We start from the raw sequence: 13,116 nt of genomic DNA, 5'->3' as shown, positions 1-13,116 counted from the left end.
ACGAGGAAGGCCGATGCTCACATAGCCGCGATGCGACCGCGCGGCTCATTGCCTTCTGCAGCGAGCGCGATACACAGGGCGCAAGCAAGGAGCGTCATCGTGGAATTTTCCCTGCCATTGGTCATCGGAGCGGGCGTGCTGAGCTTTCTCAGCCCCTGTGTGCTGCCGCTCGTGCCGCCTTACCTCACCTATATGAGCGGGGCGAGCTATGATCAGTTGCGTGCCGAAGCTGTGGGCGGATCGGCCGGCAAGCTGACGGCGCGGGTTGCTTTCACCTCCATCTTCTTCATCCTTGGCTTTACCGTGGTTTTCGTCACGCTGGGCGCGACGGCAACGGCCTTTGGCCAGGCTTTTCGGCAATTGCTGCCGATCATTACCCCGATAGCTGGGATCGTCATCATCGCCATGGGCCTGCATTTCCTCGGCGTGTTCCGCATCGGCCTGCTCGACCGGCAGTTGCGGCACAATGGGCCAGGGGTCGCCTCCGGACCGCTGGGAGGATTCCTGCTCGGCCTGGCCTTTGCCATCGGCTGGACTCCCTGCATCGGCCCGGTACTGGCGGCGATTCTGTCGGTAGCGGCGAGCCGCGATACGGCCTGGGAAGGCGCCAGCCTGCTCGGGCTCTATTCGCTGGGACTGGGCATTCCATTTTTCCTCGCCGGCATCGCCATCGGCCCCTTCCTCACCTTTTTCCAGGGCTTCAAGAAGCATCTGGGCATGGTCGAGAAAGTCATGGGCGGGTTGCTGATCGTCACCGGCATCCTTTTCCTCACCGGCGATTTCACCCGCATTTCCTATTGGTTCCTCGAGACCTTCCCGGTGCTGGCTACCTTCGGCTGAGCAAGATTGCGTTAACCTTGCGGGGGGTTGGGCAGCACAAGCGCATTTTCTAGAGCCTGCCTTCAGGGGTGGTTTACTTCCGGGGATCATGGTGAGGCCGTTCGGGAAGGGACAGTCGGACCGTGCACGCACAGAGCCAACCGCTTGCCACGTCAGCGGCGGAAATGGGAAGCACCAGCGCGGTGGCCACGGCCGCCCCGGCGGCCATGCGCTGCGAAATCGACGTCACAGTCACCCACGAAATCGAAGACGTCGAAGCCGTCTGGCGGACGCTTTCGACGCAATCCATCGAATCCCCCGGCCAAAGCTATGACTTCATTCGCCTTTGGGTGAAAAATCGAGGGCTGGCGCCCGAGTCGCAACGTTATGTGGTCGGCAAGGTCGATGGCCAGCCTGTCGCGCTCCTGCCCTTGCATCGCAAGCGGGTGCAGGGTGTCGCCGTTTTCACCTGGTTTCCCGGCGCCAATGTGGGGTGCTATGCCCCGGTCGCCGATTATGAGCGGCTGGCTTCACTGGGTGCGCCTGGTCGGGCGGCACTGTGGAAGGCCATGACTGCTGCCCTCAAAGGCGCCGATCTCCTCTATCTGCGGTCCATTCCGGTCGAAGCCGGGGGCCACGCGGGCCTTTTCGACGAGCTGGGCAGTACGCTGGCGGTGGAAACCCTTTACCGCGCGCAGTTTTCCTCTTGGGAGGAATGCGATCGTGAGCAACGCAGCAAGTCACGGCGCAAGCATGATCGGCAGCAGGGCGATCGACTGGCAGCCCTTGGCGAGGTTGCGTTCGAGGAAGTGGCAGGAGAGGTGGCGCGGCGCGAGGCTATCGACGTCATGTTCAGGCAGCGCTCAGCGCGTTTCCATGCGCAGGGCATTCGCGATATTTTTGTCTATGACAAACTCATCGGCTTCTATCAGGACGCGGCACTGCCGGGTTCGGGCATCGATGTGCGGGTGCATGCGCTGCGTCTGAATGGAGACATCGTCGCGGTGCGCTACAATGTGGTCCATGGAGACCGCATGTTCTGCCTCATCTCCTCGATGAGCGATGACCCCCATATCCAGTCTGGCTCACCGGGCAAGCAGTGCCTGTTGCGCGTGATGCAAACCGTGTTCGATAGCGGCTTCACCGTGTTCGACATGGGCTCAGGCTTCACCGACGAAAAGCGACACTGGTGCAATGTACAAATGCCGCTGCGGCAGCATTATATCGGCCTGAATTCGCGCGGCGCTGCCATCGCCCATGTCCATCGCGGCCTGCAGAAGGCGCGCGCCCGCGCCAAGGCCAATCCCACGATCAAGACGGCGCTGCGAACCCTTCGGCAACTGGTCGACAAGCTCCGCGGCCGCCAGTCGGCGGGCTCAGATCAGCTTTAACCCGCGCAGCGAGGCGTGGCCGTTCCGGCCGACAATGATGTGGTCGTGCAGGGCAATGCCCATCGGCTTGGCGATATCGGCAATTTCCTTGGTCATGCGCACGTCTGCCGCCGAGGGTGTCGGATCGCCCGATGGGTGATTGTGCACCAGAATCAAGGCGGTCGCCGATAGCTCCAGCGTCCGGCGAATGACTTCGCGCGGATAAACCGGCGTATGGTCGACCGTGCCGACCTGCTGGACCTCGTCGGCGATCAGGCGGTTCTTCTTGTCGAGGAAGAGAATGCGGAACTGTTCGACCATTTCGTAGGCCATCTGACTGCGGCAATAGTCGATCAACTGCGACCAGGACGAGAGAATGGGCTTTTCGGCATCGATCTGGTCGCGGCCATAGCGCTGCGCCACTGCCTGCATCACCTTGAGGTGGGTGATCGAGGTGGCGCCGAGCCCCTTGATCTCCGCAAGGCGGTTGGGCGAGGCGCCCAGCACACCGGAAAACGAGCCGAAATGGCTCAGCAATTCCTTGGCCAACTGCTTGGTGTCGCGCTGCGGCAGGATGATGTGCAGCAGCAGTTCAAGCAGTTCGTAATCGGCCAGCGCTTCGCCACCAACTGCATTGAACCGGTCGCGCGCCCGTTCCCGGTGGCCCACATAATGCGGCTTTGCCGCTTCGGCGAGCCCGTCTTTCTTGTCCTTGCCGCTGTCGCTCACTGACCAGACCGCGCGGCAAGCGGGTTGAACAGGCCCTTGGGCGACAGGGTGAAGATCTCGCAGCCGGTTTCGGTGATGCCGATCGAGTGTTCGCACTGTGCAGACAATGTGCGGTCGCGGGTCACTGCGGTCCAGCCATCAGAAAGGATCTTCACGTGCGGCCGGCCGAGATTGATCATCGGCTCGATGGTGAAGATCATGCCCGGCTTTAGCGGCACGCCGGAGCCTGGGGTGCCGAAGTGAAGGATATTTGGCTCGTCATGGAACAAGCGACCCAGGCCATGGCCAACGAAATCGCGGACCACGCTCATGCGCTCGGCCTCGGCGATGGTCTGGATGGCGGCGCCGATATCGCCGGTGGTATTGCCGGGCCTGGCGGCAGCGATACCGGCCTCGAGACCGGCATAGGTCACCTCGATCAGGCGTTCGGCCTTCCGCGAAATCTCGCCCACCGGATACATGCGGCTCGAATCGCCGTGCCAGCCATCCACCACCAGGGTGAGATCGATATTGACGATATCGCCTTCCCGCAGCGGCCGGTCATCGGGGATGCCGTGGCAGACCACGTGATTGAGCGACGTGCACAGCGAATGGCGATAGCCCTTATAAAAGATGGTCGCCGGCACCGCGCCGTGGTCGCGGGCGAATTCATAGGCGATCCTGTCCAGCGTGGCGGTGGGCACGCCCGCTTCGACATAGTCTGTAAGGATATCCAGCGCCTCAGCCGTCAACTGCCCCGCCTTGCGCATGCCGGCGAATCCCTCTTCACCGTGCAGGGGAATGATCCCCGGGGAACGGCGGGATTTGCTGGTCGCGTCGACATAGGTAATCATGCTGAAAGGTCTCCTTGGCGCGAAAATAGGACCTTAGTGGCGGGATTGGAAGATGCGGTGCGGCTTCTGCGGCAATTGCGGTGACACCGGCGCGTCATCGGCTTGACTTGATGGGCCGGGCAGGGGCATGCAGTTTGCTTCATCGGGACCCTGTCATGACCCAAGAAACACGCGTCACCGCCGCAATGATTGTCATCGGCGACGAAATCCTGTCCGGCCGCACCAAGGACGTCAATATCGGCGCCGTCGCCGATTTCTGCACCGATCTGGGCATCGACCTCACCGAAGTGCGCGTAGTCTCGGACGAGATGGACGCCATTGTCGAGGCGGTCAACGCCCTGCGCCAGCGCTACACCTATGTCTTCACCTCGGGCGGCATCGGGCCGACCCATGACGACATTACCGCCGACGCCATTGCCACCGCATTCGGCGTTGCCCTGCCGATCAATGCCCAGGCCCGCGACATGCTCGAGGCGCGCTGGAAGCAGACCGGCACCGAGGTCAACGAGGCGCGGCTGCGCATGGCCCGCATTCCCGAAGGCGCCGACCTCATCGTCAATTCCGTCAGCGCCGCGCCGGGCTTCCGCATCGGCAATGTGCATGTGATGGCAGGGGTCCCCGTCATCATGCGCGCCATGCTCGAAGCGCTGGCGCCGATCCTCAAGGGCGGCAAGAAGGTCAAGTCGGTCACCGTCAAGGCTGCGGTTGGCGAAGGCACAGTCGGCGGTCCGCTGGCGGCGCTGCAGGAGCAGTATCCTGCAGTCAAGATGGGCTCCTATCCGCAGATGGGGCATGGCAAGGTGATGACCGAACTGGTGCTGCGCTCGTCCGACGAGGCCCTGCTGGCCGAAGCGGCGGAGCAGGTTCGTGCCATGGTTGCGGCGGCGCATGAAAAGGCCGGCGTCGCGCCGCCCGACTCTGAATGATTGGCGATCCCGCTCGCCTTTGCTAAGCACACATCGATACAGAAAACTTTTGGCGTCAGCCGCTTGCCTGGAGAGCGCATTGAGCAACCCCAATCAAAAATCCTTTCCCGTCACCTGGGATCAGTTCCATCGCGATAGCAGGGCTTTGGCCTGGCGCCTTGCCGGCATGGGCAGCTTCGATGCGGTGGTCGCCATCGCCCGTGGCGGCTTGGTTCCGGCGGCAATCGTCGCGCGCGAATTGAACATCCGCACCGTCGAGACGGTTGCGGTCAAGAGCTATGACCACCAGAACCAGGGTGGCATCAAGGTGCTCAAGGAAATCAGCCAGCCGGTGCTCGACATCGCCAAGAATGGCGGCAAGGTGCTGATCGTTGACGACCTCGTCGACACCGGTTCGACCGCGCGCGTGGTCCGCGAAATGCTGCCGGGCGCTCATTTCGCCACCGTCTATGCCAAGCCCAAGGGCCGCGACATGGTCGATACCTTCATCACCGAGGTCAGCCAGGACACTTGGATCTTCTTCCCTTGGGATCTCGACGTCGCCTATGTCGCCCCCATCTCTGGCGGCACGGACTGATCCCCTGAGTTCGCGGGCGTGGTGGAATGGTAGACACACCGGACTTAAAATCCGGAGGGGGTATCCCCGTGCGGGTTCGAGTCCCGCCGCCCGCACCAAAAGAGTGAAAGATGGCCATGATCGAACGCATTGAAACCGGTATTGCGCCGTCATCGGCGCCCATCAGCGATGCGGTGCGGGCGGGCAAGCATGTGTGGCTGGTAGCCATTGCCGAAGACCCGGTCAGCGGCGAGATCGTCGCTGGCGGGATCGAGGCGCAGGCGCGGCGCTGCATTCAGAATCTCGACATCGCGATCAAGGCGGCCGGGGGCAGCTTGCGCAATCTGGTCATGGTGCAGATTTTTCTCATCGACAGCGCTGACGCATCCGGCATGAACGCGGTCTATCGCGAGTTCTTCACCGAGCAGCCGTTTCCGGTTCGTGCCACGGTGGTGGTCAAGGAACTGCTGGCCGAGGGCCTGCGTATCGAAATGACGGCAACGGCGGTGCTGGACTGATGCTCCTCAAACGCGATCTGCTCGAAGACATCAAGGCCGGCAAGATCGATCTGATTTTCCGGCGCTGGAATCGCCCAACGGTCAAGGCTGGTGGTACGCTCAAGAGCAAGGTCGGGCTTCTGGCCATCAAGTCGATCACTGATATGAGCCCCGACGATGTTACAGATGCCGAGGCCCAGCGCGCCGGCTTCAAAGACGTTGCCGATTTCCGGCGCTGGCTCGATACGATGAAAGAGGGCAGCCTCTTCCAACGCATCGAAGTTGCCTATGCCGGAGACATCGAGGCCTGAGGCTACGGCTTAGAGAAATTCCAGCGGGAAGAACTGGCGCCGCAGGATGGCGCTGGTGAAGCTCTGCAGCAGGGCATGGGCCTTGCCGCCTTTGTCTGCCTTGAGGGTCAGGGTCAGCACTGCGACGTGCCAATCTCCTGAGGAAATCACCTGCTGCTGCGGCACGTCCGGCACTTCGGGGAAACGGACCAGATAGCGACCGATATGCTCGAGGGCGAGCTCAGCATCGCGTTCATCCCGATAGGGCAGTGCGATGCGCAGATGCGTGTCGCCATGCAGGCGGTCGATGCCCATCGCCGCGATCGGGAATGGGGGAAAGACGAATTTTCGTCCACTGTCAGTGGCTTGCTGGTAGATGCTGCCATCCAGAATCGCCTGACTTGTCGTCTCCAGCGTGCTCAGCACTGCGCCGCTCCAACCGATCGCGGCCTCCGTCGTTCCTGATCCCCGCAGCGCGTTGAGGGCATCGAACACCGCAACCCACTCCGGACGCGCCTTGGCCGCCTTGGGTGACAGCGCGGTTAGCGCTGTTTCAATGCCCGCCCATGACGGATTGACCAGAACCATGTCCTCCACAACCGCGACCCTTTGCGCTCGCCCCATATCGGCGGCAAGGGGATCGGCGTTTCTGGCCTGGGACAGGTCGAGCGAGGCGTCTTCTCCATTGGCCAGAACCGCGATGCCGCCGATGTCCCGGCTGTCAAAACCGCGTGCTGCAAGCGTTGCTGCAGTGTCGGCCGCAAAGCCGTTCTGTCCGAAAAGAACGTTCGTGGTGTTCAATCCATTGCCGATCGAGAGGACGGCATAGACCCTGCGGAAATCAATGCCGGTCATCGGATCGATCGACTTGGCGGAGATCAGGGTTCGCCCGATGGCGATATCCTGTGGCAGGGTGAAATCGATCGTCCTCACGCCGATAAATCCCAGGGGCGGGGCGACGTAGAGAAAGCTCGGGCCGTCGTTTTGCTCTATGGGAATGGCCGCGGCAAAGCGCGCCACCTGGTCATAGGCGTGGCTCGGCGCCAGGCTGACGAGGGCAATGGCAAGGGCAATGAGAGGTCGCATAGACATTCTCCGTTGCTATCATCATGCCAGCAGAAACAGACTCTGCCAGCCCTAGAACGGGGTGGGCGCCGAGAAGGTCATGAACTCTTCGGTGGTCGGGTGGGTGAACCCGAGCTCGGCGGCGTGCAGTTGCAGCCGGTCGGCAGCGGCAAAGTCCTCGCCTTCGGAGTAAAATGCATCGCCCAGAATCACATGGCCGATGGCCTTCATGTGAACTCGCAGCTGATGGGTGCGGCCCGTCAGCGGCACCAGGCGGACGCGCGTAGCCTTGTCCTCGCGCTCCACCACTTCCCACTGCGTCTGCGCCGAACGGCCATTGTCGTAATCGACCCGCTGGCGCGGCTTGTTCTCCCAATCCGTAGCCAGAGGCAGGTCGATGAGGCCGCTATCGTCCTCGATGATGCCGGACACTCGGGCAACATAGCTCTTGGTGGTCTTGCGGTGCTCGAACTGGCTGCCGATGCGGCCATGGGCGCGCTTGTTCAGGGCGAGCACCAGCACGCCCGAGGTATCCTTGTCGAGCCGGTGACACATGCCGGCCGTCGGCCAGGTCTGGCGGGCGCGGTATTCGATGCAGTCCCAGAGGCTGGGGTCCTTGCCCGGCACGCTCAGAAGTCCGCTTTGCTTGTCCACGACCAGAATGTCATCATCGACATGGATGATGTTCAGGTAGGGTTCAGTCGGCGGAAAGTAATCGATGAGAGTGGGCATGGGACCGGGCATGAGGCCCTGTACCAGAGATCGGCCCCTTTGACCAAGGGCTTGAGGGACAACAAGCATGTGGGACTTTTCAATCAGCAGGGGGCTGGGCCTGATGGCCCGCACCTGGCCATTCGTCGCATTTCGAATGGTGGTCTATTTCGGTATCGCCGTGGCCTATGTGGTGGCCACCGGCGCAGGTGCGGGCGTCGGCTGGGGCGTGGGTGCCTTTGGTGACGCCGAATTCCAGGCCAGCAGCGCCGTCTGGGGCGGTATTTTCGGCTTCGGGCTTACCGCGGGTGTGCTCTATTTCCTGCGGGAATACATTCTCTACATCGTCAAGGCCGGCCATATTGCGGTGATGGTGGAATTGCTGGAAGGCAAGTCCATTCCAGATGGCCGCTCGCAGATCGATTATGCCAGCGGCGTGGTCAAGGAACGCTTCGCCGAGGCCAGCGTGCTGTTCGGTGTGGACCAGCTGGTCAAGGGTGTCCTCGGTGCCATTACCGGTCTCGTGCAGGGCATTGCCTCGATCCTGCCTATTCCGGGGTTGCAGCAGATCGTCGGTATCGTGCGGGCCTTTCTGCGCATTGCAGTAGGCCTCGTCGATGAGGTGATCCTCGCCTATGCCATCAAGACCCGTTCGACCAATCCCTGGGAATCGGCCAAGACGGCGCTGGTGCTGTATGGGCAGAACTATCAGGGCATGCTCAAGAACGCCGCCTGGTTGACGATCATCACCTATGGGCTGGCTTTCCTCGTGTTTCTGATCATGCTCGCGCCAGCAGCGGCTTTGGTCTATCTCATCCCCGGCGCCTGGTCGGCCGGCGGTTTCGTCTTTGCGCTGCTTTTCGCCTGGGCGGTGAAGGTGGCGCTCATCGAACCCTTCGCCATTGCCTGCATGATGCAGGCTTATTTCAAGACCATTGAGGGACAGAACCCCGATCCGGCCTGGGACCAGCGGCTGACGTCCGCATCCCGGAAGTTCGGCCAGATCAAGGACAAGGCGGCCGCATGGACAGCGCGTCGGTTCGGCACGGCAATGTGATCGAAATGCCTGGGAACGCCGGCGCTATCCGTCCGTTGTTGTGTTCGAGTTTCTTGAAAGGAGACCATCATGCATAAGGACGAAGTCAAAGGCGCCGGCAAGCAGGTCAAGGGTGCGATCAAGGACGCCGCAGCCGGCCTGACCGGCAACACCAAGCTGCAGGCCGAAGGCAAGATGGACAAGGCCGAAGGCAAGCTGCAGCAAAAGGCCGGCGAGCTGAAAGACAAGGCCGGCAAGGCCCTGAAGAACTGATCGAAAAGAGGGCCCCGTAAGGGGCCCTTTTTCTATGTGAAGCGGTAGTGGAGCCGGACGCAGCCCTTGTCGAGCGCCTTGGCGGAGAGCAGTTTCGGAGAGGTGCGAAAGCCTGTTGCCGGGAATAGTGGTGCTCCACCCCCAAGCAATTCCGGCATGACATAGATTTCCAGTTCGTCGAGCGCACCGCGTTCCATGAACGCCATCTGCAGGCGCCCGCCGCCCAGCATCCACACGTCACCATCATCGAGGGCGCGCAATTCCGCGATCAAGGCATCGATGTCGGAGCGTGTCTCTAGCTCGCCCTTGGGGCTATCGATGTTGCCGCGGGTGACGACGAAGCATCGTTGCGCGCCATAGGCCCACGGGCTTTCATCCGCGGCCAGCCAGTCATAGGTCGCGCGGCCCATCACCACGGTGCGGATCGTGGCGACGAATTTGCGATAGTCGTGGTCACCCAGGTCCATGTCGTTGTATTTGAACAGCCAGTCGAGGCTTCCATCGGCGTCAGCGATGTAACCGTCGAGGCTGGCGGCGATGTATCCAACAATGCGGGCCATAGGCGATATCCTTTTGTTGTCGCCGCTCAGTGCCGTCCGACGGCGACAGAAGCTGTCAGCAGCGCCGTATCAGGTTCTGGTTTCTCTGCGGCGCGGCGCCTATGGTCTGAAAATGGACACTGCAATCTTCGATACGGCATTGGGTGTATTCGGGCTGGGCTGGACCGATCGGGGTCTTTGCCGGGTTCTTCTGCCGGGCGATGCGCCGGAGATCATGGCCGAGCGTCTTGGGCGCAATGGCGCCCGGTTGGGGTCGCCGACACGTGAAATTGCGGCCCTGATGGATCGAATCGAGGACTATGCGGAGGGCGAGCGCGTGGATTTTTCGGGGGTGACGCTCGATCTGCGCGGGGCGCCGGAGTTCCATCGCCGCGCCTATGATCTCCTGCTCAGCGTGCCTTGGGGCGAAACGCGGACTTATGGCGACTTGGCGCGGCAACTGGGCGATGTGAACCTGTCCCGTGCCGTGGGGCAGGCGATGGGGGCCAATCCGATGCCGCTGGTTATTCCCTGCCATCGGGTGCTGGCCAGCGATGGCAAGCCGGGCGGGTTTTCGGCGCCGGGTGGAGCGGCATCGAAGGTGAAAATGCTGGCCTTGGAAGGGGTGTCGGTCGGCACGCCAGCCGGGCAGATGACATTCGGGTTTTGAGCGATGGGCGTCGAGATCGAACGGAAATTCCTGGTATTGGGCGATAGCTGGCGCGAGGCGGTGATCGGCAGTTCGGCCATGCGACAGGGCTATCTCTCCACCAGCGCCAAGGCCACCGTGCGCATCCGCATCGTCGACGATGCCAGGGCCTTCCTGACCTTGAAGGGGCCGACATCAGGCATTTCACGTGCCGAGTTTGAATATGAGGTGCCGCTGGACGAGGGCAGGGCCATGCTGGACATGGCAAGGCCGCATGTTGTCGAGAAACGTCGCCATATCGTGCCGCATGCCGGGTTGACCTGGGAGGTCGATGTGTTCGAGGGCGCCCATGCGGGTTTGGTCATGGCCGAAGTAGAACTTGTTTCGGCCGACCAGGCTGTGGCCCTGCCGGACTGGGCCGGACCTGAAGTCAGCCACGACGACCGCTACGCCAATGCCAGTCTGTCGCGCATGCCAGGCGTGCCGATTGCGACGGCATCTTGACAGCATTGGTCCTGTCCTTTGAACGGGCTGTTCACTCCAAAGTTTGACCTCGATCATGGCAGCGCCCGCTTCGGTGGCCCACATGTGATGGACAAACACAGGAGGTCCACATGACCAAGGATTTTGCAGGCAAGGTTGCCTTCGTTACCGGCGCAGCGTCGGGTATCGGCGAGGCCGTTGCCAAACAGCTGGCCGCGCGCGGCGCAAAGGTAGTGGTGGCCGATCTCAAGCTCGACGCCGCCCAGAAGCTGGTTGAGGCGATCAAGTCCGCCGGCGGCGAAGCCGCTGCCGTTGCGGTCGATGTCGGCAAGGTCGATCAGGTCGAAAAGGCGGTCAAGTTCACCGTCGACACCTTCGGCAAGCTCGATCTGGCCGTGAACAATGCCGGCATCGGCGGCGATGCAGCGCCCTTGGGCGACTACACGTTCGAAGGCTGGCACAAGGTCATCGACATCAATCTCAACTCCGTCTTCTATTCGATGAAGTACGAAATTGCCGAGATGCTGAAGAATGGTGGCGGCGCCATCGTCAACATGGCCTCCATCCTTGGCTCCGTAGCCTTCCCCAACGCTCCGGCCTATGTCGCCGCCAAGCATGGCGTGGTCGGCATGACCAAGTCGGCCGCGTTGGATTATGCCAAAAAGGGCATTCGCGTTACCGCTGTTGGCCCGGGCTTCATCGATACCCCGCTCTTGGCCGCCGTGCCCAAGGAAGCCTATGACGGACTGACCTCCATCCATCCAATCGGTCGGCTGGGCAAGTCCGAGGAGGTCGCGGCGCTGACGCTGTTCCTGTTGTCCGACGCTGCGTCCAATATCACCGGCTCCTACCATCTGGTGGACGGCGCCTACACCGCGCAATAAGCGGCATAATCGGCAGGCCCCGGCTTATGGTCGGGGCTTACGCCATTTTACTGCCAGCGCTTAAAACTCTTGTGCTGGGGAAGCGCTGCCGTGACCGTGGTGACGATACGATTGACCGGATCGGTCACCGGCACTTTCAGGACATTCTCCGTGTCCGGATCGGGCACTTCCAGCGTCGCGAACTGGCTGTCGAGCAGGCTGGTCGGCATGTATTCGTGATGGCGCTTGGCCATGCGCTCGCCGATGACTTCGCGGCTGCCGTCGAGATAGACAAACAGCACCGGCTCGCCGGCCTTTTCGGTGATGAAGTCGCGATAGGCTTTGCGCAGTGCCGAGCAGGCGCCAACCGCGACGTTTTTCTTTTCCGCCGCCTCGACCAAGGCGGCGCTGAGCGCTTCCAGCCAGGGCCAGCGGTCCTCGTCGGTCAGCGGAATGCCGTTGCGCATTTTTTCGACATTGGCCTCGGGATGGTATTTGTCGCCATCGAGGAACGGCGCGTGCAGGGCGCGGCCGAGCGCCGCCCCGATCGTGGATTTGCCCGAGGATGACACGCCCATCACGATGATGATGCGGGCCGGTTCAAACCGTAGCTGTGAAGGCGCCGTCGACATAGAGAATGTGTCCGTTGACAAAACGTGAGGCCTCGGAGGCCAGGAAGACGGCGGCGCCGCCGAGTTCTTCGGGCTGGCCCCAGCGCCCCATCGGGGTGCGGCCGGCGATCCAGCTGTTGAATTTTTCGTCCTTGAGCAGGGCCTCGTTCATCTCGGTGGCGAAATAGCCGGGGGCGATGCCGTTGACGTTAAGACCATGCTTGGCCCAGTCCACCGCCATGCCACGGGTGAGATTGGCCACTGCGCCCTTGGTTGCCGCATAGGGCGCGATTGAGGGCCGGGAAAGCTCTGCCAGGAGCGAGCAGACATTGATGATCTTGCCATGCCCGCGCGCAATCATGTGGCGCGCCACCGGCTGGGCGACGTTGAACACCGAGGTCAGATTGGTGGTGACGATCTGGTCGAACTTTTCGGGCGGGAAGGCCTCGAGGGCCGAGCGGAATTGCATGCCTGCATTGTTGACCAGAATGTCGATAGGGCCAATTTCGTTCTCGATATGAGTAATGGCCTCATTGACGCTATCGCGACTGGTGACGTCGAAGGCGACGGCGCTGACATCGTGACCGCCATCGCCGAGATCGGCTGCGGCATTGCCGAGCGCGACGCTGTCGCGGGCATTGAGCACGACCGCCGCGCCTGCCTGGGCCAGGGCCTTGGCCATGGCGAATCCGAGGCCGCGGCTGGAGCCGGTGACCAGGGCACGACGGCCCTTGAGGTCAAACGGATTGCTTGGAGCCATGGGAGCTGCCCTTTCTTTTGTGCGTGTTCATTAGTTTAGCGCGGCCAGGGGTACAATCATTGTCGAAAACTTCCATACAAGAAGCGTGGCGTGGTCGAAAAGTGTG

General features: G+C 62.0%; 18 protein-coding genes and 1 tRNA gene. 12 read left to right on the top strand and 7 right to left on the bottom strand.

Annotated features, from left to right (window positions below):
• Positions 1-99: 99 nt before the first annotated feature.
• Positions 100-840 carry a cytochrome c biogenesis CcdA family protein gene (locus BGO80_RS02325; protein WP_353744181.1) on the top strand — a complete coding sequence of 247 codons (741 nt, stop codon included), beginning with the start codon at positions 100-102 and terminating at the stop codon, positions 838-840.
• 164 nt (positions 841-1,004) lie between these two features.
• A complete protein-coding gene (locus BGO80_RS02320) occupies positions 1,005-2,210 on the top strand; it encodes a GNAT family N-acetyltransferase (protein ID WP_286718788.1) in 1,206 nt (401 codons plus the stop codon).
• Here the strand turns inward: BGO80_RS02320 and radC are convergent.
• Both radC and map read right to left on the bottom strand, forming a co-directional pair.
• Positions 2,196-2,918, bottom strand: a complete 723-nt coding sequence (gene radC, locus BGO80_RS02315) for a RadC family protein (RefSeq protein ID WP_286718786.1) — start codon at positions 2,916-2,918, stop codon at positions 2,196-2,198. The genes BGO80_RS02320 and radC overlap by 15 nt on opposite strands.
• On the bottom strand, positions 2,915-3,748 hold the full coding sequence (map, locus tag BGO80_RS02310; protein ID WP_206437816.1) for a type I methionyl aminopeptidase: 834 nt from the start codon (positions 3,746-3,748) through the stop codon (positions 2,915-2,917). Before map ends, radC begins: the two co-directional genes overlap by 4 nt.
• Before the next feature lie 158 nt (positions 3,749-3,906).
• On the opposite strand from map, the gene BGO80_RS02305 reads away from it, so the two are divergent.
• The 5 genes from BGO80_RS02305 to BGO80_RS02285 all read left to right on the top strand — a co-directional run bounded on the left by BGO80_RS02305 (position 3,907) and on the right by BGO80_RS02285 (position 6,041).
• Positions 3,907-4,677, top strand: coding sequence for a competence/damage-inducible protein A (locus tag BGO80_RS02305; protein ID WP_286718785.1), 771 nt, complete (start codon positions 3,907-3,909; stop codon positions 4,675-4,677).
• 79 nt (positions 4,678-4,756) lie between these two features.
• Positions 4,757-5,254, top strand: coding sequence for a xanthine phosphoribosyltransferase (gene gpt, locus BGO80_RS02300; protein WP_126150242.1), 498 nt, complete (start codon positions 4,757-4,759; stop codon positions 5,252-5,254).
• 12 nt (positions 5,255-5,266) lie between these two features.
• Positions 5,267-5,352: transfer RNA gene (locus tag BGO80_RS02295), tRNA-Leu, on the top strand.
• A 12-nt stretch (positions 5,353-5,364) separates the two neighbouring features.
• On the top strand, positions 5,365-5,751 hold the full coding sequence (locus BGO80_RS02290; RefSeq protein ID WP_286718783.1) for a RidA family protein: 387 nt from the start codon (positions 5,365-5,367) through the stop codon (positions 5,749-5,751).
• On the top strand, positions 5,751-6,041 hold the full coding sequence (locus BGO80_RS02285; protein ID WP_286718781.1) for an ASCH domain-containing protein: 291 nt from the start codon (positions 5,751-5,753) through the stop codon (positions 6,039-6,041). The genes BGO80_RS02290 and BGO80_RS02285 overlap by 1 nt, the downstream gene beginning before the upstream one ends.
• A gap of 9 nt (positions 6,042-6,050) precedes the next feature.
• On the opposite strand, the gene BGO80_RS02280 is transcribed toward BGO80_RS02285, so the two are convergent.
• Both BGO80_RS02280 and BGO80_RS02275 read right to left on the bottom strand, forming a co-directional pair.
• Entirely contained in the window at positions 6,051-7,106 is a 1,056-nt protein-coding gene (locus tag BGO80_RS02280) for a hypothetical protein (RefSeq protein ID WP_286718779.1), read from the bottom strand.
• A 51-nt stretch (positions 7,107-7,157) separates the two neighbouring features.
• Complete coding sequence (locus BGO80_RS02275) at positions 7,158-7,817, bottom strand: RluA family pseudouridine synthase (RefSeq protein ID WP_286718776.1); 660 nt, start codon at positions 7,815-7,817, stop codon at positions 7,158-7,160.
• A gap of 67 nt (positions 7,818-7,884) precedes the next feature.
• Between BGO80_RS02275 and BGO80_RS02270 the strand changes: the two genes are divergently transcribed.
• Complete coding sequence (locus tag BGO80_RS02270) at positions 7,885-8,853, top strand: hypothetical protein (RefSeq protein ID WP_286718773.1); 969 nt, start codon at positions 7,885-7,887, stop codon at positions 8,851-8,853.
• Between the two features lie 69 nt (positions 8,854-8,922).
• Positions 8,923-9,105, top strand: a complete 183-nt coding sequence (locus BGO80_RS02265; protein ID WP_286718771.1) for a CsbD family protein — start codon at positions 8,923-8,925, stop codon at positions 9,103-9,105.
• Between the two features lie 32 nt (positions 9,106-9,137).
• Here the strand turns inward: BGO80_RS02265 and BGO80_RS02260 are convergent, their stop codons facing one another.
• Positions 9,138-9,665 carry a dihydrofolate reductase family protein gene (locus BGO80_RS02260; RefSeq protein ID WP_286718770.1) on the bottom strand — a complete coding sequence of 176 codons (528 nt, stop codon included), beginning with the start codon at positions 9,663-9,665 and terminating at the stop codon, positions 9,138-9,140.
• Between the two features lie 112 nt (positions 9,666-9,777).
• Between BGO80_RS02260 and BGO80_RS02255 the strand changes: the two genes are divergently transcribed.
• The 3 genes from BGO80_RS02255 (at position 9,778) to BGO80_RS02245 (ending at position 11,660) form a co-directional block, all read left to right on the top strand.
• On the top strand, positions 9,778-10,314 hold the full coding sequence (locus BGO80_RS02255; protein ID WP_286718768.1) for a methylated-DNA--[protein]-cysteine S-methyltransferase: 537 nt from the start codon (positions 9,778-9,780) through the stop codon (positions 10,312-10,314).
• Positions 10,315-10,317: 3 nt separating this feature from the next.
• The gene (locus BGO80_RS02250) at positions 10,318-10,797 is read left to right on the top strand and encodes a CYTH domain-containing protein (protein WP_286718765.1); all 480 of its coding nucleotides are present in this window, start codon (positions 10,318-10,320) and stop codon (positions 10,795-10,797) included.
• 110 nt (positions 10,798-10,907) lie between these two features.
• Positions 10,908-11,660 carry an SDR family NAD(P)-dependent oxidoreductase gene (locus BGO80_RS02245; protein ID WP_286718764.1) on the top strand — a complete coding sequence of 251 codons (753 nt, stop codon included), beginning with the start codon at positions 10,908-10,910 and terminating at the stop codon, positions 11,658-11,660.
• A gap of 47 nt (positions 11,661-11,707) precedes the next feature.
• Here the strand turns inward: BGO80_RS02245 and BGO80_RS02240 are convergent, their stop codons facing one another.
• Positions 11,708-12,271 (bottom strand): gluconokinase, encoded by a 564-nt coding sequence (locus tag BGO80_RS02240; protein WP_286718761.1) that lies wholly within the window; start codon positions 12,269-12,271, stop codon positions 11,708-11,710.
• Positions 12,240-13,010 (bottom strand): glucose 1-dehydrogenase, encoded by a 771-nt coding sequence (locus tag BGO80_RS02235; RefSeq protein WP_286718758.1) that lies wholly within the window; start codon positions 13,008-13,010, stop codon positions 12,240-12,242. Before BGO80_RS02235 ends, BGO80_RS02240 begins: the two co-directional genes overlap by 32 nt.
• Between the last annotated feature and the right edge of the window lie 106 nt (positions 13,011-13,116).

The sequence above is a fragment of the Devosia sp. 63-57 genome (assembly GCF_001899045.1).
Lineage (GTDB): Bacteria > Pseudomonadota > Alphaproteobacteria > Rhizobiales > Devosiaceae > Devosia > Devosia equisanguinis.
The sequence above is the reverse complement of the archived record's forward strand: the minus strand, read 5'-3'. Positions and strand labels throughout refer to the sequence as shown.